The 22116-nt window shown below is 68.7% G+C and carries 15 protein-coding genes; 3 read left to right on the top strand and 12 right to left on the bottom strand.

Annotation, left to right across the window (positions count from 1 at the left end):
• The first annotated feature begins 2 nt into the window (after window positions 1-2).
• Window positions 3-2198 carry an aldehyde oxidoreductase molybdenum-binding subunit PaoC gene (gene paoC, locus ACW175_RS02340; protein WP_492103066.1) on the top strand — a complete coding sequence of 732 codons (2196 nt, stop codon included), beginning with the start codon at window positions 3-5 and terminating at the stop codon, window positions 2196-2198.
• 36 nt (window positions 2199-2234) lie between these two features.
• On the opposite strand, the gene ACW175_RS02335 is transcribed toward paoC, so the two are convergent.
• The 12 genes from ACW175_RS02335 to ACW175_RS02280 form a co-directional block, all read right to left on the bottom strand.
• Window positions 2235-2399 carry a DUF2256 domain-containing protein gene (locus ACW175_RS02335; RefSeq protein ID WP_492103065.1) on the bottom strand — a complete coding sequence of 55 codons (165 nt, stop codon included), beginning with the start codon at window positions 2397-2399 and terminating at the stop codon, window positions 2235-2237.
• 19 nt (window positions 2400-2418) lie between these two features.
• A complete protein-coding gene (locus tag ACW175_RS02330; RefSeq protein WP_492103064.1) occupies window positions 2419-2802 on the bottom strand; it encodes a hypothetical protein in 384 nt (127 codons plus the stop codon).
• A gap of 106 nt (window positions 2803-2908) precedes the next feature.
• Window positions 2909-4006, bottom strand: coding sequence for a pectinesterase family protein (locus ACW175_RS02325; RefSeq protein ID WP_492103063.1), 1098 nt, complete (start codon window positions 4004-4006; stop codon window positions 2909-2911).
• Window positions 4007-4152: 146 nt separating this feature from the next.
• Entirely contained in the window at window positions 4153-7218 is a 3066-nt protein-coding gene (locus ACW175_RS02320) for a TonB-dependent receptor (protein ID WP_492103062.1), read from the bottom strand.
• Window positions 7219-7326: 108 nt separating this feature from the next.
• Complete coding sequence (locus ACW175_RS02315; RefSeq protein ID WP_492103061.1) at window positions 7327-8271, bottom strand: FecR family protein; 945 nt, start codon at window positions 8269-8271, stop codon at window positions 7327-7329.
• Window positions 8246-8827, bottom strand: coding sequence for an RNA polymerase sigma factor (locus ACW175_RS02310; RefSeq protein ID WP_492103060.1), 582 nt, complete (start codon window positions 8825-8827; stop codon window positions 8246-8248). The genes ACW175_RS02315 and ACW175_RS02310 overlap by 26 nt, the downstream gene beginning before the upstream one ends.
• A 124-nt stretch (window positions 8828-8951) precedes the next feature.
• Window positions 8952-10523, bottom strand: a complete 1572-nt coding sequence (locus tag ACW175_RS02305; RefSeq protein WP_492103059.1) for an alkaline phosphatase D family protein — start codon at window positions 10521-10523, stop codon at window positions 8952-8954.
• 8 nt (window positions 10524-10531) lie between these two features.
• Window positions 10532-12139: an alkaline phosphatase D family protein gene (locus tag ACW175_RS02300; RefSeq protein WP_492103058.1), complete on the bottom strand. Its 1608-nt coding sequence runs from the start codon at window positions 12137-12139 to the stop codon at window positions 10532-10534.
• A 91-nt stretch (window positions 12140-12230) separates the two neighbouring features.
• The gene (locus ACW175_RS02295) at window positions 12231-14495 is read right to left on the bottom strand and encodes a TonB-dependent receptor (protein WP_492103057.1); all 2265 of its coding nucleotides are present in this window, start codon (window positions 14493-14495) and stop codon (window positions 12231-12233) included.
• Window positions 14496-14669: 174 nt separating this feature from the next.
• On the bottom strand, window positions 14670-15941 hold the full coding sequence (locus ACW175_RS02290) for a TetR family transcriptional regulator (RefSeq protein WP_492103056.1): 1272 nt from the start codon (window positions 15939-15941) through the stop codon (window positions 14670-14672).
• A gap of 126 nt (window positions 15942-16067) precedes the next feature.
• Window positions 16068-17876, bottom strand: coding sequence for a methyl-accepting chemotaxis protein (locus tag ACW175_RS02285; protein WP_492103055.1), 1809 nt, complete (start codon window positions 17874-17876; stop codon window positions 16068-16070).
• A gap of 189 nt (window positions 17877-18065) precedes the next feature.
• On the bottom strand, window positions 18066-18836 hold the full coding sequence (locus tag ACW175_RS02280) for a DeoR/GlpR family DNA-binding transcription regulator (RefSeq protein ID WP_492103054.1): 771 nt from the start codon (window positions 18834-18836) through the stop codon (window positions 18066-18068).
• Between the two features lie 174 nt (window positions 18837-19010).
• Here ACW175_RS02280 and ACW175_RS02275 point away from each other — a divergent pair, with 174 nt between their 5' ends.
• A complete protein-coding gene (locus ACW175_RS02275) occupies window positions 19011-20528 on the top strand; it encodes a glycerol-3-phosphate dehydrogenase (RefSeq protein ID WP_492103053.1) in 1518 nt (505 codons plus the stop codon).
• The gene (gene glpK / locus ACW175_RS02270; protein WP_492103052.1) at window positions 20525-22045 is read left to right on the top strand and encodes a glycerol kinase GlpK; all 1521 of its coding nucleotides are present in this window, start codon (window positions 20525-20527) and stop codon (window positions 22043-22045) included. The genes ACW175_RS02275 and glpK overlap by 4 nt, the downstream gene beginning before the upstream one ends.
• Window positions 22046-22116: the final 71 nt, after the last annotated feature.

Below are 22116 nucleotides of genomic sequence, written 5' to 3'. Positions count from 1 at the left end.
TCATGAAGTTCGACAAGCCCGCCACCACCAATCCGATCGACCAGCTGAAAGTCATCGGCAAGCCCACCGACCGCATCGACGGGCCCCTGAAGACCACGGGCGCGGCGCCCTACGCCTATGAGCGCCACGACGCCCTGGAGAACGTCGCTTACGGCTACGTGCTGGGCGCGGCGATCGCCAAGGGCCGCATCGTCTCGATGGACATCAGCCGCGCCAAGGCCGCGCCCGGCGTGCTGGCCGTGGTCAACGCGGCAAGCGCCGGCAAGCTGACCAAGGGCGACTTCAACACCGCCAACCTGCTGGGCGGCCCCGAGATCCAGCACTATCATCAGGCCGTCGCCCTGGTGGTCGCCGAGACCTTCGAGCAGGCCCGCGCCGCCGCCGCCCTGATCAAGGTCGACTACGCCCGCGCGAAGGGCAGCTTCGACCTGGCCTCGGTCAAGGACACGGGTGTCGCCCACAAGGACAATCCCGACACCGCCGTCGGCGACTTCGACAAGGCGTTCGCCGAGGCCCCGGTCAAGCTGGACGCCACCTACGCCACCCCCGATCACGCCCACGCCATGATGGAGCCGCACGCCACCATCGCCGCCTGGAAGGGCGACAAGCTGACCGTCTGGACCGCCAACCAGATGGTCGCCTGGGGGCATGGCGACGTGGCCAAGACCCTGGGCGTCCCCAAGGACAATGTCCGCCTGGTCTCGCCCTATATCGGCGGGGGCTTCGGCGGAAAGCTGTTCGTCCGCGCCGACGCCATCCTGGCCGCGCTGGGCGCGGAAGCGGCCGGCCGGCCGGTCAAGGTCGCCCTGCAGCGGCCGCTGATGTTCAACAATACCACCCACCGCCCCGCCACCCTGCAGCGCATCCGCCTGGGCGCGACGCCGGACGGCAAGCTGACCGCCATCGGCCACGAGAGCTGGTCCGGCGACCTGCCCGGCGGCGCCCCCGAGACCGCCACCCAGCAGACCCGCCTGCTCTACGCCGCGCCCAACCGGATGATGAAGCTGCGGCTGGCCACCCTGGACCTGCCCGAGGGCAACGCCATGCGCGCCCCCGGCGAGGCCCCCGGCCTGATGGCCCTGGAGATCGCCATCGACGAACTCGCCGAAAAGCTGAACCTCGACCCGATCGAGCTGCGCGTGATCAACGACACACAGGTCGATCCGGAAAAGCCGGGCCGGCCGTTCTCGCAACGCAAGCTGGTCGAGTGTCTGCGCACCGGCGCCGACAAGTTTGGCTGGAACAAGCGCATCGCCCGTCCTGGCCAGATCCACGATGGCCGTTGGCTGGTCGGAATCGGCGTGGCCGCCGCCTTCCGCAACAACCTGGTCATGAAGTCCGGGGCCCGCGTGCGGCTGGAGCGCAACGGCCAGATCGTCGTCGAGACCGACATGACCGACATCGGCACCGGCAGCTACACCATCATCGCCCAGACCGCCGCCGAGATGATGGGCGTGCCGCTGCATCGGGTGACGGTGAAGCTGGGCGACTCGAGCTTCCCCGTCTCGGCCGGCTCGGGCGGCCAGTGGGGCGCCAACAGTTCGACGGCGGGCGTCTACGCGGCCTGCGTCAAGCTGCGCGAAGCCGTGGCGACCAAGCTCGGCCTGGATCCAACCACCGCCGAGTTCTCCGACGGCCGCGTCAAGCTGGGCAACCAGAGCCTGCCGCTGGCCCAGGCCGCCGCCGACGCGCCGCTCGTCGTCGAGGATGCGATGGAATATGGCGACCTGGCCAAGACCTATCAGCAGTCGACCTTCGGCGGCCACTTCGTCGAGGTCGGCGTCGACAGCGTCACGGCCGAGATCCGCATCCGCCGGATGCTGGCCGTCTGCGCCGCCGGCCGCATTCTCAACCCCAAGTCCGCGCGCAGCCAGGTGATCGGGGCCATGACCATGGGGGCCGGCGCGGCGCTTATGGAGGAACTGGTGGTCGACAAGCGCCTGGGCTTCTTCGTCAACCACGACCTGGCCGGCTACGAGGTCCCCGTCCACGCCGACATCCCACACCAGGAGGTGATCTTCCTGGACGAGACCGACCCGATGTCCTCGCCGATGAAGGCCAAGGGCGTGGGTGAGCTGGGCATCTGCGGCGTCGGGGCGGCGGTGGCCAACGCCATCTACAACGCCACCGGGGTTAGGGTGCGGGAGTATCCGGTGACGCTGGACAAACTGCTGGCGGAGATGCCCGCGATGGCGTGACGTCGCGGCGGGCGGGGGCGGCGGGCGGGGGCGGCGCTAATCTTGGCGTGCGCTCTGCCGAAGCACACCCTTGCAACGCTCCGAACAGGTTTTGACCTGCTCCCAATCGCGCGCCCATTTGCGCCGCCAGGAGAAGGGGCGGCCGCAGGCCATGCAGATCTTAGGCGCTATCGCGGCCTTCGGTCGATGTGCGGCTTTCATCGCCGGCGAACCTAGGCGCTCACCACCAGGGCGCGGCCCGGTCGGCGGACGTGGCGCGCCGGGCGTTCCACACGAAGACGAAATTCCGGTGCTCAGCCCAGGTCTGCCCCTCGACCGCGCTGCCCTTGAGGCACGCGCTCGTGTGATAGGGACCCCTGCCGTCGCTGGTGCGGAAGCTGACGCATGTGCGGCCACGCGCCTCTCGCCAGCGGCCAGCCTCGATCGCGCTGTCGTAGAAGGTGCCCGTGACTCGGCCGTCAGCCTCCAGAACGAGACTCATTCCCTTGAAGTAGGGCTCGCTTTCCTTGGCGGAGAGATCGACCGCCCAGTCTCCCCCCATCGGGTTCGGTTGCGGCGCCGGCGCGCCGCTGAGCGCCAGGGCGAAGATCATCGGTAGCATCATAGCGCGCTCTCCGCGGAAGGACCTCTGATCCATCTACGCGCGCCAAGCTCAGCCGGATGCGTCTTCGTCGCCTTGCCCCGCTATAGAGGCTTGAGCGCGAGGATCATCAGGCGAGCACCGCGGCCTTGGTCATGGCTCGCGCCTGCGCGCGTGACAGCCAGCGGCCTCGGGACAGCTTGCCCGCGCCGGGCCCGGTTGGACGATATTGCGAGAAACGAGCGTCCTCGGGCTGGAGCATGGTGCGAGGATTGCCGTCCTTGCCCGTGTACCACATCTCGGTCCAGCCGGCCGGGGCGATGTGGTCGTCCATCCAGCAGTCGAGGAAAGCGGCCATGCCGACGTATTTCGGATCGCCGTAGCGGCCGTCGGGAAACTGGCTGGAGGGGCGCCAGGGGCGGCCCAGATAGACCGACCCCGTCTTGACGCTGGCTTCCTTGGTCAGTCGGCAACCCCGGAACACGAAGCCGAAGGGCTGGTTGAGCGGCGTGCTGGGCGCGACGATGTAGCCGTCGACCGGGTCGACGGGACGCGGCCGCGAGCGGATTTCGCACCCCTCGAAATAGGCCCGTCCCGCGCCAAAGATGAAATCGTAGCTGCCGGTGATCAGGCAGCGCTCGAACAGACTGGATCCGGCGTCCGGGAACAGCGTGTCCTGATAGCTCAGGATGTCGACCTCGGTCAGGCGGGCGCGGTCCGAGCCCTTGTCCAGCATCAGGGCCACGGCCTGCGGGCCGCCGCCGTCATGCGAATGAAGCCCGCCCGGCTTGCCCATCTCGGCCAGACCGTCGAAGGCGTTCTGGATGGTCAGGTTTCGCGCCGCAAAGTCGGGCGCACGCACGAACAGGGTCGGGGTGCGGAAGGTGCCCCAACGCTTGCCGTCCGGGGCGGTCAGGCCCGAGGCCGCAAGGTGGCTGATCACCGAGGCTTCGCGGTCCTCGCCGATCAGGTGGACGAACGGCTTGTCGATGACGACCTGCTCGTCCCAGACCCCACGGGTGACCAGGATCCGATACGGCGTCTTGCCGTCGGCCGGCGCGGCCGCGACCGCCGCCGACAGGCTGGCAAAGGCGGGGACCGAGACCGGAGGCCGCCCCTCCCCTCGCCAGAGCACGGCGTTAAAGCGTTGCGCGGCGAGCGCTACGCCTGGAACCACCAACGCCGCGCCCGCCAATACACCGCGGCGCGAAGGACAGATCTGCGACATGACGCCTCTTTCGAAAGGGGGCGGGCGCCGGCCGGGAGGACAGCCGACGCCCAAGATTCCTCGGAAGGAGGAATAGCGCGCCTAGAGCATTTTCCGACGAAGTGGATACCGGCTCGTCGTTAGAAACTGCGTCAAAGCAAAATGCGCTAGAACGCGTACCGCAGGCCGAAGTTGAATTGCCGGCCGGTGTGCGAATAGACGTAGACGCTATCGCGGTTGCTGTCCGTGTACTGATTGTTGAAGGCGTCGGTGAGGTTCAGCCCCTCGAACGTCAGCTTCAGGCGCTTGTTGATCGCATAGGACGCCGAGGCGTCGATGGTTGTGATCGAACGCACGCCGTCGATGTCGTTGGTGCTGGTGCCGCTGGGCACGGCGGTCAGGTACTTGTCGCGATAGGCCGCCGAGACGCGGGCGCTGAACGCCTCGTCTTCGTAGTAGAGCGTGGCGTTGAAGGCGTTCTTTGACAGGCCCACCAGGTCGTTCTGGACAAAGCCGGTCGGCGAACGGGACGAGATGTAGTCGATCTTGGAGTCGACCACCGTCACGTTGAAGATCGCGCCGGTGTGGCTCAGCAGGCCCGGCAGGAAGCTGAACGGCTGCTGGTAGCTGATCTCGACGCCCTTGAGCGGGCCGCCCTTGGTGTTGACAGGCTGGCTGAACAGGAAGGTGTCGCCGGCCGAGACGCCCAGGCCGTCCAGCAGGCTCAGCGGCAGGCCCGAGGCGTTGAAGGGCTGTGAGATGCGCGAGGTCTGAATGTAGGTGTCGATGTCCTTGTAGAACAGGCCGACCGACAGCAACGCGTCCTTGGCGAAATACCATTCGGCCGACAGGTCGTAGGTGGTCGCCCGTATCGGCTCCAGGTTCGGATTGCCCGAACTGACGCTGAACACGCCCACCGTCGACAGGCTGCCGCCCGGCGTCAGGCTGCCCAGGTTCGGACGGGTCATCACCTTGGCCGCGCCGAAGCGCAGCAGGAAGTCGGGCGTGACCTCGGCCGTGACGTTCAGCGCCGGCAGGATGTCGTCATAGTCGCGCTTGACCGTGGCCTGCTGGGCCGCGCCGGCCACCAGCTGGTAGCCGGTCGAGCTCTGCTCGGTCTTTACATACCGGACGCCGATATCGCCGCGGATCGGCCAGGCGAAGTGGTCGGTGCGGAAGTCCAGCTGCGCGTAGGCGGCGCTGTCCTTTTCCTCCACGCTACGGATGTTGCCGCGCGCGTTGGCGTTCGAGGCTCCGCTCAGTTCGAACAGGCCCGTGCCGCTGTAGATGTTGAACAGCTTGGCGAAGGCGTCGAGGTCCGGCGCGGCCCAGCTCGACGGGATGCCCGAGGCGCCGAGGTTGTGGCCGAAGCCCGAGACCAGCTTGGTCAGGCTGCTCAGCGTCACGCCGGCCGGCAGGGTGGGGACGACGGACTCGTTGACCCGGGCCTGGGCCCAGGAGTCGAAGTTGTACTTCTTGAAGTTGACGCCGACCTTCAGGTTCAGGCCGTCGCTCAGCCGGTAGTCGCCGTCCAGCTGGGCGGTCGCGATCTTGTTGGTCACGCCCTGCGGCCGCAGGCGGATCTCCGACCGCGCCGCGCCGAAATTGTAGGCCGACGGATCGGTGACGTCGAAGCCGAAGTTCATCGCCGGCAGGTTCGGATTGACCCGATAGTCATACGAGAAGCCGTCGGCGTTCTCGCGGTTCAGGATCACCGTGGTCTGGATCGGGTTGTCGAAGTCCGACTTCGAGAAGCCCGCCAGGCCGCTCAGCTTGAAGCGGTCGCCGAACTGGTGCTCGGCTGTGAACGTGGCCTGGCTGTACTTGGTGTCAAGCTTGTCGAAACGCGTCTCGCTCTCGACGTCGACGTCGTCGAACAGGCCGTAGACCATGTCGCCCTTCGAATTGACCACGCCGTCGCGGACGATGATCTCGGGGCGGCCGCCCTGCGAGGCGTTGCGGGCGAAGGACAGGGCTTCGAGCCAGTTCTCCTCACGCGTGGCCTTGAAGTCCGAATAGAGGACATCGACGCCGATCAGGGTCTTGTCGTCGGGCCGCATCTGGAAAGAACCGGTGACGCCCAGGCGCTTCTGCTCATGGCTCAGACGGCCGTAACGCGGGAAGCGGGGCGTGAAGACCGAGGCCGTGCTGGCCGGCTTGAAGGTGGAGGCGGGGTTGAAGCCGCCGGCCTCCGTGCCGTTCAGCCAGCCGCCCGAACCGTGGCCCTCTTCGAGCAGGCCACGCTCGGTATAGGCGACCGAGACGAGCGCGCCCAGCTTGCCGTCGAGCCAGGTGTTGGAGGCCAGGACCGCGAAACGCGGGTCCCACGACTTGGAGAGGTCGTTGTAGCCCTCCTGGGCCGAGACCACGAGGGTCGCGCCCTTGTAGTCGAACGGCCGGCCGGTCTGCAGGTCGACGGTGGCGCCCAGCGAGCCTTCCTCGGTCTGGGCCGAGGCGGTCTTGCGCACCGTGATACTGTTGAAGAGTTCCGAGGCGAAGACGTTGAAGTCGAACGCGCGGTTACGGTTGGCGCCGCCCGAGCTGTCGGTGCCGCTGGCGGTGCTCTGCCCCTCGACGCCGTTGATGCGCACGCGGGTGAACTGGGGACCCAGGCCCCGAACGGTGATCTGGCGACCCTCGCCGGCGTCGCGGGCGATCGAGACGCCCGGCACGCGCTGGATCGACTCGGCCAGGTTGGCGTCCGGGAAGTCGGCGATGTCCTCGGCCTTGATGACGTCGACCACGCCGCTGGCGCGACGCTTGAGGTTCATGGCGCTTTGCAGGCTGGCGCGGAAGCCTGTGACGACCACGGCCTCGACCTCGGACGAGGCCTCATCCTGTGGCGCCGAGACCGGCTCGGCGGCCTGAACGGCGATCATCGGCGCGGCGGCGGTGGACGCCAGCTGCAGCGAGGCGGCCTGGCCCAGCACCGCGGTGCGACCGTTGTTGGATACGACGGTCAGGTCCGCGCCGCGCAACAGGCGCGCCAGACCCTCTTCGACCGTATAGGCGCCGCGCACGGCGTTGACGCGCTTGCCGGCGACCGCGCTCTGCGGGGCCAGGATCTGCAGCTCGGCCTGCTTGCCGAACTGGGGAATGCCGGTGGCGGCGGACTGCTCGCGCACGTCGAACTTGCGCACCTGGGCGTGAACCCCAGACGCGGCCAAAAGCGCGCTGGCGCCGGCCGCGAGCATCAAACAGGACTTTTCGTAAGTACGCAGCGACGTCCGCATGCGCCCCTCCCTCTGTGGTTCAAACGGCGCTTCTTGGAACGCCTGTCTGGAGCGATGCGGCGGAAACCGGTTTCCGTCAGGCATCGGTCAATTTTTTCGCACGACGCCCTACTGGCCCCGCAGGACGATGGCGTCGGCGCGAAGCGCGACCTTGCCGTTGAAGGTGGCGGCGGCGGCTTGCGCGAAGCCTTCCGGGTCGTTGGTGCGGAACCAGCCGACGAAACGCGCGTCGGCCAGACGCGCGTCGGCGATCTCGATCTTGCGGTCGTTGTAGCGGTTGAACTCGGCCGCGGCCTCGGTCAGGGTCTGCCCGTCCAGGACGATCTGGCCGTCACGCCAGGCCAGTCGCCGGGCTAGATCATCGTCAGCCTCCGGCGGGACCAGGACGCCGGAATCATTGTTGGCGAAGACCCGTTCGCCGGCGGCGACACGGCGCGGCGGGGTCGTACCGTCCTTGGTCCAGACCTCGACCACGCCTTCGGTGACCAGCACGTCGCTGCCGCCCTCGCGCTTGCGCACCGAAAAGGCCGTGCCGACCGCCCGGACGCGGACCGGCCCGCTTTCGACGACGAAGGGACGATCGACGTCCTTGGCCACCGCGAACCAGGCCTCGCCGCGCTGCAGCCTCACGGCGCGAAGCCGCGGCTGCATGTTCACTTCCAGCTCGGAGCTGGTGTTGATCGCCGCCACCGAGCCGTCGGCCATCGGCACCCGGCGGATCTCGCCCAGGGTCGTGTCGTAGCGCTTGGCGAGCAGACGCGGAGCGACCACCAGGGCCGCGAGACCCGCGGCGATGGCCCCCAGGCCCGCCACCACGCCTCGACGACGCGGGCGCGCGTATTCCACTTCGGCCGGTGGTTGCCCCCCCAAGGCGCGGCCTCGATCCAGGCGGGTCCAGCCGGCCTCGGCCCGGGCATAGGCGCCCACGCGCCGGCGATCGCCGGCCAGCCAGGCGTCGAGGTCGGAGCGGACGGCCTCGCCGTCACGGTCGACGCGGACCACCCACCGGGCGGCGTCCGCCTCGATGTCAGCGGCGCTTTCGCGTTCGACCATCGGTCTTCTCTCTGGCTCCCCGCGCGCCGGCCGGCGCATCCTGTTCGGTCATGGCCGCGAGGATGGCGCGCAGCCCCCGCACCGACTCGTTCTCGACGACGTGTTCGCTGACGCCCAGCCGCCGGGCGATCTCGCGTTGGGGCACGCCCTCGATCTTGCGTAGCTCGAAGATCCGGCGGCAGCGGTCCGGCAGGGCCGCGATCAGGCCCCTCACCCGCTCCAGCTCCCGCCGGCCCGAGACGATCCGCTCAGCCGAGGGCTCCTCGAGCGCCAGGTCCAGCGCCTCGATCTCGCTGACGGTTTCGATGCGCACCACGCGGGCGCGGCGGATCTGCTCCAGGGCCACGCTACGCGCGGCCTGGAAGAAATAGCCGCGCGGCTCGCTGATGTGGTCGATGTTGCTGAGGGCGGCCAAGCGGCAATAGGTCTCCTGAAGGATATCGTCGACATCGCCGGCGGCGGCGAACGAACGCCGCAGCCAGACGCGCACGGCTGCTTCATGGGGCAGGATTTCCCGCCCCAGCCACGCCACGATGCGCGCGCGTCCTTCCGACACGTTTCCCCGCCTTGTTATGGGTCTTCCCCTCTGCGATGCACGGCTGCGGGTTTTCCGTCAAACTTAGACGCGCGTCCATCACCGCTTGCGGCTTGTCACGCCGAACCCGGTGTCCTGAGGGGCCTCAGACCTTCGTCGCGCCGGCGCGGCCGTCCTCGACGACCCAGGTGTTGAGCGTGGCGACCGTGGCGCGGGGGTCGCGGACGTCCGAGATCGCCCTGTAGCGGGCCGTCATCCGATCACGCCCCACGTCGATCGACATGTAGCCGCGCACCCGGCTGTCGAAGAACTTTATCTGCGGATTGTTGGGCATGGCCGCCATCAGACCTTCATAGGGCGGCCCCGACGAAGTGATCGAGGTGCCGACGAACTCGGTGGCGATCGTGGCCGAGGCCGGATCGTCGGCGTTCAGCTTGACGTCATTGGTCCAGAACGAGTGGTAGTCGCCGCTGAGAACCACGGGGTTGCGCGGCTTCAGTGTCGTGATCGCCTCGGCCAGGCGGTCGCGGGCGCCGGGGAAGCCGTCCCAGGTGTCGGTCCAGTACTTGGTGTCGGGTCCGCCGTCGCCGAAGCGCAGGCCGGCCATCACCAGATCCTGACCCAGCACGGTCCATCGGGCCCGTGTGTTGGCCAGGCCGTCGTACAGCCAGCGCTCCTGGTCGAAGCCCAGGAACGTGCGGGACGGATCGCGACGGTCGGGACAGGCCGCGTCGGTGAGGATCTGACCCTTGCCGCCGCCCGGACCGTCGGCGCAGGGCTGGCGCGAGCGGTACTGGCGGCCGTCCAGCATGAAGAACTCGGCCAGCTCGCCGTAGCGAACCCGGCGGTAGATCGGCATCTGAAGGCGCGCGTCCAGCCGCGTGCGGCGGATCGGCATCGCCTCGTAGAACGCCTGGTAGCCGGCCGCGCGGCGGCGGCGGAAGCTATCCGGCGAGACGCCGGGCGTCTTGGACCAGATCCCCGAATAGTCGTCCTGGATCTCGTGGTCGTCCCAGGTCGCCAGGCAGGGCGCGACGTGGTGCAGGCGCTGGAGATCGGCGTCGGTGCGATGCAGGGCGTAGCGGTTGCGATAGCCGGCCAGGGTGGTGGCCTCTTCCAGCCCGTAGGGCCGGACGACCTGGTCCTTGCGGTCGGGCCCCATCGAATATTCGTAGATGTAGTCGCCCAGGAACAGGGTCAGGTCTGGGTTCTCGTCGGCCATGTGGCCATAGGCGCTGAAATAGCCGCGCTCCCAGTGGGAGCACGAGGCCACCGCCAGGCGCAGGCGGTCGATGTCGGCGTTCGCGGCCGGGGCGGTGCGGGTGCGGCCGACCGGGCTTTGCTGGCCCAGCGCGGTGAAGCGGTACCAGTACGGGCGGCCCGGGCGCAGGCCGGCGACCTCGACGTGGACGCTGTGAGCGGCGGCGGGCTCGGCCGTGGCGTCGCCGGCCATGACCACGTGGCGGAAGGCTTCGTCGGCGGCCACTTCCCAGCGCACGGGGACGGCGGCGCCCATGCCGCCCAGACCGTCGGGGGCCAGCGGGTCGGTCGCCAGCCGGGTCCACAGCACCATGCCGTCGGGGGCCGGATCGCCGCTGGCCACGCCCAGCGGAAAGACATAGGCGCCGCCGGCCCGGGCCTGGCCGAAGCGCAGCAGGGCCGGGGCGACGATCAGGCCGGACAGCAGCGCGCGGCGGTTCAGGGTAAGCGAAGACATGGCGGTTCCTAGAGCTGGGTCCAAGCGCCGACGCCCTTGGCCTCGGCGACGGCGCGCACGCGGCGCTGAACCGGGGTGGGCGAACCGACGACGCGTGGGTCGGTGACGCTGACGAAGCTGGCCTCGACCGCCTCGCGCGTGACGTGGACGGCGACAAAGCCGATCGCCAGGTGGTCGCACCAGACGATGTCGCGGTTACGCTCGGCCACCCGCTGGCCGAACGGCGCGTCCTTCATGGCCAGGACCACGCCCAGCGACGGCCCGGTCAGGGTGCTGGTCGACAGCTCCACCGCCACCCGCCCTTGCGCGTCGTGCAGTTCGTTGACGAAGGCCATGTGGCTGTCGCCCGACAGCACGACGGTGCGCGCCCCGCTGGCGCGGATGGCGTCATAGACCCTCTGCCGCTCGGCCGCGTAGCCCGACCAGGCGTCGAGGTTCAGCAGCGGCAAATCGAACTTGGTCAGCTCGAAGAAGCCCTTCAGGGCGCCCGAGGCCGGGGCCCAGCGGCTCATGTCCGGATAGGCGTAGTCGGCCATGACCGTGGCGCTGCCCAAGAGCACCCAGGGCCGGCCGGCGGTCACAGAGCCGCGCATCTCGGCGGCGATCCAGTCCACCTGCTGCTGGCCCAGCATCCGGCGTTCGGGATCGGCGATCTTGCGCCGGAAGCCTTCGACATCGGGGCGTCCGTCCGGCGAACGGTCCAGATCCTTCGGCAGGGCGAGCTGCGCCGCTCGGGCCTTCAGACGGGTTTCGGGGACGATCAGCGTGGCGAGGTCGCCGAACGCCACCACGCGCTGGATGGCGTAGGGATCGGCGGGGTCGGGATCGCGGATCGGCATCCACTCGCAATAGGCGCGGACGGCGGCGGCCTTGCGGGCTTCCCAGTCGCCGTCCTTGGCAGGATCGTGGTGCTGGGCGCCGTGCATCCAGTCGTCGTTGGCGATCTCGTGGTCGTCCCAGGTGCAGATCCACGGCGCGCGCTGGTGGGCGGCCTGGAGATCGGCGTCCGTCCGGGCCTGGGCGAAGCGGCGGCGATAGTCGTCGAGCGTGACGGTGTCGCGGGGCGGATCGGCCGGCCGCAGTGTGGGCAGGCCCGGATAGTTCGAGGCCCCGTATTCGTAGATGTAGTCGCCCACGAACAGCACCACATCCAGCTTCGGCCGCTCGGCGATGGCCCGATAGGCCTGGAAATAGCCCATGGCGTACATGGCGCAGCAGGCGACCACGAGGTCGAGCTGGTCCAGCCGGCCGACCGGCAGGGTGCGGGTGCGACCCACGGGCGAACGCTGGCCGCCGGTCTCGAACTGATACCAGTAGTCGGTCGCCGGCTTCAGCCCCTCGGCCATGACCTTGACCGTGAAGTCGCGCTCGGCCAGGGCGATGAAGCGCCCTTCCCCGACGACCTCGCGCATGGCCGGGCCCGTGGCGATCCGCCAGCGGCCGTCGACTTCGCCCATGCCCGTGACCCGCGTCCACAGCAGCATCCGGTCCGCGCCCGGCTCGCCACTGGCCACGCCATGACGGAAGGCGGGCTCGGCGGCTTCGGCGCCTGGGGCCAAGGCCGCGGCGCTCAGGGCCAGGCCCGTCCCCAGGACTCGTCTGCGATCGACCTTCATGACAAGCTCCTGTCCAGAACGAACAAACCTGGCCGCGGCGCGATAGGCGCGCAGCGGCCAGGCCGATGGCCGAAGGGGAAGCGGCCGTCGATCAATAGCGCCAGGTTACGCGAACGCCATAGGTCCGGGGCTCGTGCGGGGAAGCTGTCGCCGCCGAGATGAAGGCGTTGCGGGTCTCTTCGAAATAGTCGTCGGTGGCGTTGTTGACCCAGACCCCCACAGAGTACTTGCCGTTGGCCGGGCGGGCCGTGAGGCTGGCGTTGAACAGCCAGTAGTCGCCGATCACCGAATTGGACGACGTGCTGAACTGGTCGCTGCGGTAGTTGTAGTTGGTCTCGGCCTCGACCTGCCAGGCGCCGACGTCCATCACGTAGCTGATGGCGCCCTTGTAGTCGGTGCGCGGGAACGGCAGGCGCTCGCCCGAGCGGTCGCTGTAGACGATCTTGTTGTACTGGCCGGTGACCGGATCCTTGGCCGCCTCGGTGGCGGTGGCGTTGACGAAGAAGAACTCGTCATACTGGCCGTACTTGTAACCCAGCGACTGGCTGATCGTCAGGCGCGCCGTTGGCTTCCAGGTGATCTCCAGCTCGCCGCCCTCGATGTGCGACTTGGGGACGTTGATGATCCGGCCGACGCGGCCCGTCTGGGTGTAGAGCACGCCCTGCAGCTGCTGGTCGCGATAGTCGTAGTAGAAGGCGGCCAGGTTGACGCGCAGGCGGCGGTCGAAGAATTCCGAGCGCAGGCCCGCCTCGTAGGCGATCAGCTTTTCAGGATCGAACGGGTCCAGCTGGGTGGGCAGGCCGCTGTTGTAGGTGGTGAAGCCGCCCGACTTCACGCCGCGCGCCACGCTGGCGTAGCCCAGCACGTCCTTGGTGAAATGGTACTCGCCGCCGACCTTGCCGGACCATTCGCCCATGTGGCGGTCCTTGTTGGTGTTGGCCAGCAGCGAGTAGGTCGGCGCGATGATCTGGGTCTTGAAGCCCTTCAGCTCGCGGGTCTCGTCCTCGTAACGCAGGCCACCCGACAGGGTGAGGCGGCTGGTCAGGTCGTAGTCGAGGTTGAAGAAGGCGCCCGTGGTCTCGACGTCCTGCTTATAGGTGGTCGAGAACCAGTTCTTCAGGGTCGAGGCTTCCGAGAAGTCCGAATAGAAGCCGCCGTCGACCGACTCCGTGGAGTGGTAGAGGCCGGCCAGCCAGCGGAACGACTGGTCACCGCGCGAGGCCAGGCGCACTTCCTGGGACAGGGTGTCGATGTCGTTGAAGAAGAAGGTGCCGGCTTCGTTCGAGGCCGTGGCGTCCCAGTCGTTGAACTCGCGACGCTTGAAGGTCTCGTAGCCGACCACGGCCGTCAGGGCGGCCCAGCCGAAGTCATGGCGCAGGCGGACATTGGCGCCGACGCCCTCGTTGTCGCGGAACGGCTTGGCGTTGGTCGAGGCGCCGATCAGATTGGCGAAATAGGGCGTGATCCCCCAGCCAGTGATCCGCGGGTCGGTGTCGATCGGGTAGAGCTTACCGATCGGGGCATAGTTGTGCGACTGGAAGGCGCGGGTGACCAGGCGCAGGCCCAGGCCGTCGGACTTGTCGCGGTTGTAGCGCAGCGAGCCGTCGATCTCGGTGACGTCGCTCGGCTTCCAATCCAGCTTCAGGCGGGCGGCCCAGCGGTCCTTGTCGCCCAGCTTCTCGTGGGTGTCGCGGTGATATTGCCAGGCGCCGCCCTGGTCGGTGGTCATGGCCAGGCGGGCCGACAGGGTCTCGGTCAGCGGACCCGAAACGAAGCCGTCGACATGGGCGGCGTCGAAGCGGCCGTAAGAAGCGGTCAGGCCCGCGTCGAACGTCTGGGTCGGGGCGTTGGTGATGACGCTGACCGCGCCGCCGGTGGTGTTACGACCGTAGAGGATGCCTTGCGGACCGCGCAGCACCTCGATGCGGGCCACGTCGAACAGCGCGCCCTGGGTCATCGAGCCATACGGATAGGCCACCTCATCGACATAGACGCCGACGGTGCCGGTGTTGTTGGCGGCGTAGTCGGTCAGGCCGACGCCGCGGATGCGGAACTGCGGCTGGCCGCCGCCCAGCTGGCTGGTGACTTCCAGGTTCGGGACGCTGTTCTCCAGGTCGTTGACGGTCTGGATGTTGCGGCGGTCCAGTTCGGCGCCGCTGACCACCGTCAGGGCGGCGGCGACCTTCTGCTCGGATTCGGCGCGGCGGCGCGCCGTCACCGTGACCTCGTCCAGACGGTTGGAGACAGCCTCGTCCGCCGCCGGAGCGACCGCCTCGGCCGCCATGGCCGGCCCCGCGAAGATCGCGGCGCTTCCCATCAGCAGAGCCACGAATTTCACTTTCGACAGTACACGCATCACGCCCCCTCTTCCCGACGACAGCGGCCGGAAAAATCAGTTGTTCGACTGAGATGGGATATAGGAGCGCCCCGTGTCGCTTTGATGAAGCCCCTTTAAAGGCGCTCATCCACTCGCGTCTGGGTGGGTATGCGGCCGATGGAACGACTGGAATAATATCGCTCGTTCGACTCACTAGGCCTTCGTGGGCACCAGGGCCAGCGCGGCCGCGCCAAGCCGCGCCTCGGCCCCTCGGGCCTCGGTCTCGGGGAAGGCCGAACTCAATAGGGCCGAGCCCTTGATCCAGATCGCGAAGCGCATGGCGCCGAGGCGGGTCATGTCGAACGCCGGCGGCCAGACGGCCTCGCGTCGCGCATAGGTGCCGCCCCCCTCGGGGCCGCGCAGCAGCATGGCCATGTTCTCGAAGGCGGCGTCGCGGCGGGCGATCAGGCAGATCTGGGCGATCAGGCGGGCGTATTTGACGTAGAAGCCGGCGCGCCCCGGGTCCTCGGATGATCCCGGCCGCAGGGTCGGCGCCAGCAGCGCCGCCAGGCCCTCGAGGTCGGCCGGCCGCTCACGGTCGCGCGGGCTGCGGGTGTCCAGATAGTCGGGGATTTCGCGAAACACGCTGTGCCAGATCGCCTCGGCCAGGAACGAACGCATGTCCGCGAAATGGTAGAGGATGGTCGAGGTGGAGACCCCTGCCGCCTGGGTCACGGCGCGGTTGGTGACCGCCCCGATCCCCCGTTCCAGGATCTGGTCGGCGGCGATGTCCAGCAAACGCATCTTCACCGATCGCGGCGAATATCGTTTGCTGGGCGGCTCGGGCAGCACCAGGGCGTCGGTGAACCATCGCGCGACCTTGGCCTCGCCGCCGGACGGCTCGCCGAACGCCATGGCCACCAGCCCCTCGAGGCTCTCGCGCAGCAGGAGTTCATAGTCGAGCCGCCGCGCCAGGGCCGCGGCGTAGAGCTCCTCCATCAGCAGATAGGGCAGATAGACAGCGCCCAGCCGCGCCAGCCGCGCGTCGCGGGCCAGCAGACCGTCCAGCTTGCCTCGCCGCATCGCCAGCCAGCGCGAGAGCGGTTCGCGCGCGGCCTGGGCGGCCTCGGGATCGATCAGGACCTCTTCCCAGATCCGGGCGAAGCGCGCCGAGGATTCGGCCCGCGCCAGGACGTAGCGCGCGGTGACGTCGACCATTCTCCGATGATCCAGGACCAGGCCGTCGACCTGGGCCAGGAAGGCGTCATGGAACGCCAGATCCTCCTCCATCGCCGCCTCGACCATGGCGGCCACAACCCCGGCCTTGGTCTGGAAGAGATTGAAGATGACGGTCGTGCTCTTGCCGATCGCGGCCGCGAGGTCGCGCACCGACAGCGCCGCCAGCCCCTGACCCGCGACGATGTCCATGGCCGCGGCCACCGCCCGCGCCCGCGCGTCGTCGCGATCCGGGGGGGTGAAGGCCAAGGGGTCGGATCGGGCGGGCATGGCGCTATGTAAGCGAGATTCCGGCGCGGGCCGCGCGATTTTGCTCTACCGCGCGCGGGCGATCACGCCTTGGCGCGGCGCGCCGCCCCCGTCCCTGGCGGGCGCTCAGGCCGCGCGGGCGTGATCGCCGGGGTTAACGTCGAACCGCTTCACCAGGTCGCCCAGCCGGGAGGCCTCGCCCTTCAGGGCATGGGCCGCGGCGGTCGTCTGTTCGACCATGGCGGCGTTTTGCTGGGTCATCTGGTCCATCTGATTGACGGCGGCATTGACCTCGCGCAGCCCCGTGGCCTGCTCCTTGGCGGAGGCGGCGATCTCCGCGACCATGGTCGAGATCTCGCCGACCCGCGCGATGATGCTGCCCAGGGCCACGCCAGTGCGATCGACCAGGGCGACGCCGACCTCGACCTTGTTCGTGGCCGCGCCGATCAGGGTCTTGATCTCCTTGGCGGCCTCGGCGGATCGCTGGGCCAAGGCCCGGACTTCCTGGGCGACGACGGCGAAGCCCCTGCCGCTCTCACCCGCGCGCGCCGCCTCGACCCCGGCGTTCAGGGCCAGCAGGTTGGTCTGGAAGGCGATCTCGTCGATGACCCCGATGATCTGGCCGATCTGGGCCGAAGCGGTCTCGATCTCGCGCACGGCCGTAACGGCGTCGCGAACCGAGGTCTCCGTCGAGCGGGCCTCGGAGCGCGCGGCCTCGACCAGCGCACTGGCCTTCTGCGCGCCCTCGGCGGTATCACGCACGGCGCCAGTTATCTCGCCGAGCGCGGCGGCGGTCTCTTCCAGGCTGGCGGCCTGTTGTTCGGTGCGGCGCGACAGGTCGTCGGTGGCGGCGGCGATCTCGGCCGCGCCGGCGCCGACGCCGCGCGACGAACCGCCGATGTCGCTCATCGTGGCGTTCAGGGTTTCGGCCGTCGTGTTGAAGTCTCGGCGCAGGCGTTCGTAGTCGGCGGCGAAGGCTTGGTTCAGGCGCGTGCCGACCGCGCCGGCGGCCAGACGCTCCAGGCCCATCGCCAGGGCGTCCAAGGCGGTGCGGCGGTCATGCTCGGCGGCGCGACGGTCGGCGTCCGCCGCGAGGCGTCCCCCCTCAACCTGGGCGCGAGCACTGTCTTCCCGTTCGCGCAGACCGCGCCGCTCCAGGACGTTCTCCCGGAAGACGGCGATGGCCTTGGCCATCTCGCCCAGTTCGTCGTGGCGACCAGCATAGGGCACGGACGCCTCGTAGCGCCCCTCCGCCAGGTCGCCCATGTAGCGAGTGATCGCCTCGACGGGCCGGACGATGGCGCGGCGCATGGCCCAGATCCCACCACCGATCAGCGCGGCCAGCAGCAGGGTCACGCCGGCCATCAGGCTCAGTTCAACTTGCTGCTTGGCGTGCGCCAAGGCTTCGACGGCGGCGCTGTCCTTCGCGATCATCGGCGTCGCGCGGTTGACCAGCGCCTTGTGCGCCTCATAGGCCTTCATCATGCTGGCGTGCAGACTGTCGGCCCGCACCTGATCGCCGGAGCGCAGCGCCGCGAGCATGGCTTCGGCGTCGTCCAGGAAGCGGCGCGCCTGAGCGTCGGACTGCTCCAGCAGGACACTCTTGATCTCGGGCGCGATCTCGACCGTCCGCCAGTGCGCCACCCGGTCCTCGTACTCCTCGCGGCGCTCACGGATTTCGCGCGTGGCGTCTTCGATCTTCTCGGGCGAACGGATGTAGTAGGCCATCTCGGCGTCGAGGTAGGCCTCGACCACATACATCGGCGGCGGCAGGATGTCGGCGGTGAGGTCCTTGCCGGCGATGATACGCTCGTAAAGGGGACCGCCGATCCGCAAGGTGGCGATCGCGTTCCACGAACCCGCCGCCAGCAGAACGAGGCCGATCCACAGGGCCACGCCGAACAAATTCATCGCGCCCGATAGCTTCAGCCGCATGGTGCTTTTCCCCGTATGCGTTCATTTCTGGAACGCGCGCAACGTCCGCCGCGGAGGTGAAGTCGAGCTTAACGGCAGCATCGACGCTGCCCAGATCGGGTAACCTTTGTGCACGTTGAAAATATAATTAAAACAATAAGATATGCTGAAGGCGGACGAGCCAGATTCCCTCGGATGATCGGTTAGCCCTTACCGCGTCCCGGTCTCGATCACACGGACGCCCTGGGCTTCGCATCTCGCCGCGAGATTGGGGCTGTCCAGGCGGTCGGTCACGAAGACGTGGACGTCTCCGATGTGGCCGATCCGCACGGGCGCGGGGCGGCCCAGCTTTTGGCTGTCGGCGACGAGGATCACCCGCCGGGAGCTCTGGATGATCGTCCGGGACACCTGGACCTCGTTGATGTCGAAGTCGAGCAGCGATCCGTCCTCGTCCATGGCCGAAGCGCCGATAATGGCGAAATCGACCTTGAAGTTGCGAATGAAGTCGACCGCGAAAGCCCCGACGGAGGCGCGGTCGGCGGTGCGCACACGCCCCCCGACCACGATGACCTCGACGCCGGGCGACGACGCCAGGATATCGACCACATTGAGGTTGTTGGTGATCACCAGCAGGCCGGTCCGGCCTTGCAGGGCCTTGGCCACCTCCTCGGTGGTCGTGCCGATATTGATGAACAGCGAGGCCTTTTCAGGGATCAGGGCCGCGGCGGCGGCGCCGATCGCCTCCTTGGCTTCGCGCGCCAGGACCCGCCGCGCCTCGTATTCCAGGTTGTCGACACCGCCCGCGGCGATCACCGCGCCGCCGTGAACGCGGTTAAGCTCTCCCTGGTCGCAAAGATCGTTGAGGTCCTTGCGGATCGTCTGGCGCGAGACCTGGAGCTGATCGGACAAGGCCTCGACCGTCACGCGTCCGCTTTTGCGGGCGAGAGCCAGAATCGCTTCGTGACGTCGCTCGATAGCCATCAGTCCACCTCCGACCCCGGCTTAACGCGCGGATGTCGCTCTTGGCCAGAGCGGCTTGCGGCCGCTTTCGGATGGGCGCGCGCTTTTCGCGAATTGGTTTCGCTTTTCATTTTCGAATTTGCGTTTTTAGCTCAAGCACGCTAGCCATGATCGCAAAATAGGGAGAGCGTCAGGGTGGAGTTCGATCTTCTGGTGGTCGGTGGCGGCGTGAACGGCGCGGGCGTGGCCCGTGACGCGGCCGGTCGCGGGCTGTCGGTCCTGCTGGTCGAACAGAACGATCTGGCGAGCGCGACATCGTCCGCGAGCACCAAGCTGGTGCATGGCGGCCTGCGCTACCTCGAATATTACGAGTTCAAGCTGGTCCGCGAAGCGCTCGAGGAGCGCGAGACGCTGCTGGCCATGGCCCCGCACATCATCTGGCCGCTGCGGTTCGTGCTTCCGCACGCCCACGCGACCCGCCCCGCCTGGCTGGTCCGGCTGGGCCTGTTCCTCTACGACCACCTCGGCGGTCGCCGCCGGCTGCCCGGGTCGCGCGGGCTCCAGCTGAAAGGCGCGCCGGAGGGCGCGGCGCTGCGTCCGCAATACCGCAAGGCTTTCGCCTATTCGGACTGCTGGGTCGACGACGCCCGCCTGGTGACGCTCAACGCCATGGACGCCCACGCGCGCGGCGCGGTGATCCAGACCCGCACCAAACTGGTTTCGGCCCGCCGGGACGGCGCGGCCTGGGAAGCGCGGCTGGCGCCCCAGGACGGCCCCGAGCGTACGGTGCGCGCGCGCGCCATCGTCAACGCCGCCGGCCCCTGGGTCTCCGATGTCCTGAGCGGAGCCTTGGACGTCTCGACGGGCAGCGGGACGCGCCTGATCAAGGGCAGCCACATCGTGGTCCCACGCCTATTCGAGGGCGACCACGCCTACATGCTGCAGAACCCCGACCGCCGCATCGTGTTCGCCATCCCCTACGAGGATCGCTTCACCCTGGTGGGCACGACGGATGTGGCCTGGGACGCCCCGCCGGGGCCGGCGCGGATCACCGCCGATGAGGTCGACTATCTCTGCGAGAGCATCAATCGCTATTTCGCCCGCCCCATCACGGCGCGCGACGTGACATGGAGCTATGCCGGCGTCCGTCCGCTGTTCGACGACAACGCCGACAGCGCCTCGGCCGTGACCCGCGACTACGTGCTGGAGGTGGACGCGCCGCGGGGGCAGGCCCCCGTGCTGTCGGTGTTCGGCGGCAAGATCACCACCTATCGCCACCTGGCGGATCAGGCGATGAACCGCCTCGGCCCGTTCTTCCCAGACGCGCGTCCGTCATGGACACGCGGCGCAGTCCTGCCGGGCGGCGACCTGCCCGACCTGGACCGCGCCGCCCTCGCTCGCGCCCTACGCGCCGAGTTTCCGTTCCTGCCGGACGATCTCGCGCTCCGCCTGGCGCGCTCCTACGGAACGCGGACGCGACGGATCTTGGCCAACGCCAAGAGCCTGGCGGACCTCGGCGAGAACTTCGGCGCCGGGCTGCACGCCGCCGAGGTCGACTATCTGGTCGCCGAGGAGTGGGCGCGCACGGCCGAGGATGTCCTCTATCGCCGCGGCAAGCTGGGCCTGCACATACCGCCGGAAGGGGCCGCCCGCCTCGAAGCCTATCTGGATCGCGCCCGCGCCACGCCGTCGGTAGAGGCGCTGGAAGCATGACCGCCGGCCGCCGCATCCTGGCCATCGATCAGGGCACGACCAGCACGCGAAGCATCATCTTCGACGATCAGGGCGCGGTCGTCGGCGTCGACCAGCGCGAGTTCGCCCAGAGCTATCCCGAGCTGGGCTGGGTCGAGCATGACCCCGAGACCATCTGGCGGGACGTGGTGGACACCGCGCGCGCCGCCCTGGTCCGCGCCGGGGTCGCCGCGGACGCCGTAGCCGCCATCGGCATCGCCAACCAGCGCGAGACCGTCGTGGTCTGGGATCGGCGGACCGGACAGGCCGTTCACCCGGCGATCGTCTGGCAGGACCGCCGAACGGCCGATCGCTGCGAGGCCCTGCGGCGGGCCGGCCACGAAGCCCTTGTCCAGGCGCGCACCGGTCTGCGCCTGGATCCCTATTTTTCCGCCAGCAAGCTGGCCTGGATTCTCGATCACGTCCCTGGCGCGCGCGAGGCCGCCCAGCGGGGCGAGTTGGCGTTCGGCACGATCGACAGCTTCCTGCTGTGGCGGCTGACCGGCGGCGCCGTGCACGCGACCGACGCGACCAACGCCTCTCGGACCCTGCTGTTCGACATCCATCGCCAGGCGTGGGACGAAGACCTGCTGGCGCTGTTCGACATCCCCGCCTCTCTGTTGCCGGACGTGCGCGACAACTGCGCCGACTTCGGCGAGACCCAGGCCGACCTCTTCGGCGCGCCCGTGCCGATCCGCGGCATGGCCGGGGACCAACAGGCGGCGCTGATCGGTCAGGCCTGCTTTGATCAGGGCATGGTCAAGGCCACCTACGGCACCGGCTGCTTCATGCTTATGAACACGGGTCCGCGGCCGGTGTCTTCCAACACGCGTCTGCTGACCACGGTCGCCTATAGGCTGAACGGCCAGCCGACCTATGCGCTGGAAGGCTCGATCTTCGTGGCGGGCGCGGCGATCAAGTGGCTGCGCGACCAGATGGGCCTGATCGTACGGGCGTCCGACACCTCCAGCATGGCGACCCAGGTGCCAGACGGCCACGGCGTCTACATGGTGCCGGCCTTCGTCGGCCTCGGCGCGCCATACTGGGATCCGCACGCCCGGGGCCTGATCCACGGCCTGACCCTGGACACCTCGGCCGCCCACATCGCCAGGGCCGCCCTGGAATCGGTCGCGTTCCAGACCCACGACCTGATCGCGGCCATGTTCGCCGACGGCGCCTCGCGCCCCAGCGCCTTGCGGGTGGACGGCGGCATGGCCGCCAACGACTGGCTCTGCGCCTTTCTCTCCGACGTGATCGACGCGCCGGTCGAGCGTCCCGTCAATATCGAGACCACCGCCCTGGGCGCGGCCTTCCTGGCCGGCCTGGGCGCGGGCGTCTGGCCCAGCCTGACCGCCATCGCCGAGGGCTGGCGGCTGGATCGCCGCTTCGATCCCGAGATGACGCCGCCGTCGCGCGAACAGTGCCTGGAAGGCTGGCGCGACGCGGTGGCCCGCACGCTCTATCGCCCCGCGACCCGCGCCGGAGCCTCGGGACCGTGAGGTATAAAAACCCCGCTCCGCGAAACTGTTCAGCCACCCTTCGAAATTGGCTTGACCAGTCTTTTTGCAGG

Source organism: Caulobacter sp. FV1ye6ST (genome assembly GCF_058681225.1).
The sequence above is the reverse complement of the archived record's forward strand: the minus strand, read 5'-3'. Positions and strand labels throughout refer to the sequence as shown.

Coding starts and splice junctions, on each gene's coding strand:
- glpK (WP_492103052.1), top strand. CDS start 20,525: ATGACCGCCGGCCGCCGCATCCTGGCCATCGATCAGGGCACGACCAGC.
- ACW175_RS02330 (WP_492103064.1), bottom strand. CDS start 2,802: ATGATGCTACCGATGATCTTCGCCCTGGCGCTCAGCGGCGCGCCGGCG.
- ACW175_RS02335 (WP_492103065.1), bottom strand. CDS start 2,399: ATGAAAGCCGCACATCGACCGAAGGCCGCGATAGCGCCTAAGATCTGC.
- ACW175_RS02295 (WP_492103057.1), bottom strand. CDS start 14,495: ATGCGTGTACTGTCGAAAGTGAAATTCGTGGCTCTGCTGATGGGAAGC.
- ACW175_RS02300 (WP_492103058.1), bottom strand. CDS start 12,139: ATGAAGGTCGATCGCAGACGAGTCCTGGGGACGGGCCTGGCCCTGAGC.
- paoC (WP_492103066.1), top strand. CDS start 3: ATGAAGTTCGACAAGCCCGCCACCACCAATCCGATCGACCAGCTGAAA.
- ACW175_RS02280 (WP_492103054.1), bottom strand. CDS start 18,836: ATGGCTATCGAGCGACGTCACGAAGCGATTCTGGCTCTCGCCCGCAAA.
- ACW175_RS02285 (WP_492103055.1), bottom strand. CDS start 17,876: ATGCGGCTGAAGCTATCGGGCGCGATGAATTTGTTCGGCGTGGCCCTG.
- ACW175_RS02315 (WP_492103061.1), bottom strand. CDS start 8,271: ATGGTCGAACGCGAAAGCGCCGCTGACATCGAGGCGGACGCCGCCCGG.
- ACW175_RS02305 (WP_492103059.1), bottom strand. CDS start 10,523: ATGTCTTCGCTTACCCTGAACCGCCGCGCGCTGCTGTCCGGCCTGATC.
- ACW175_RS02325 (WP_492103063.1), bottom strand. CDS start 4,006: ATGTCGCAGATCTGTCCTTCGCGCCGCGGTGTATTGGCGGGCGCGGCG.
- ACW175_RS02320 (WP_492103062.1), bottom strand. CDS start 7,218: ATGCGGACGTCGCTGCGTACTTACGAAAAGTCCTGTTTGATGCTCGCG.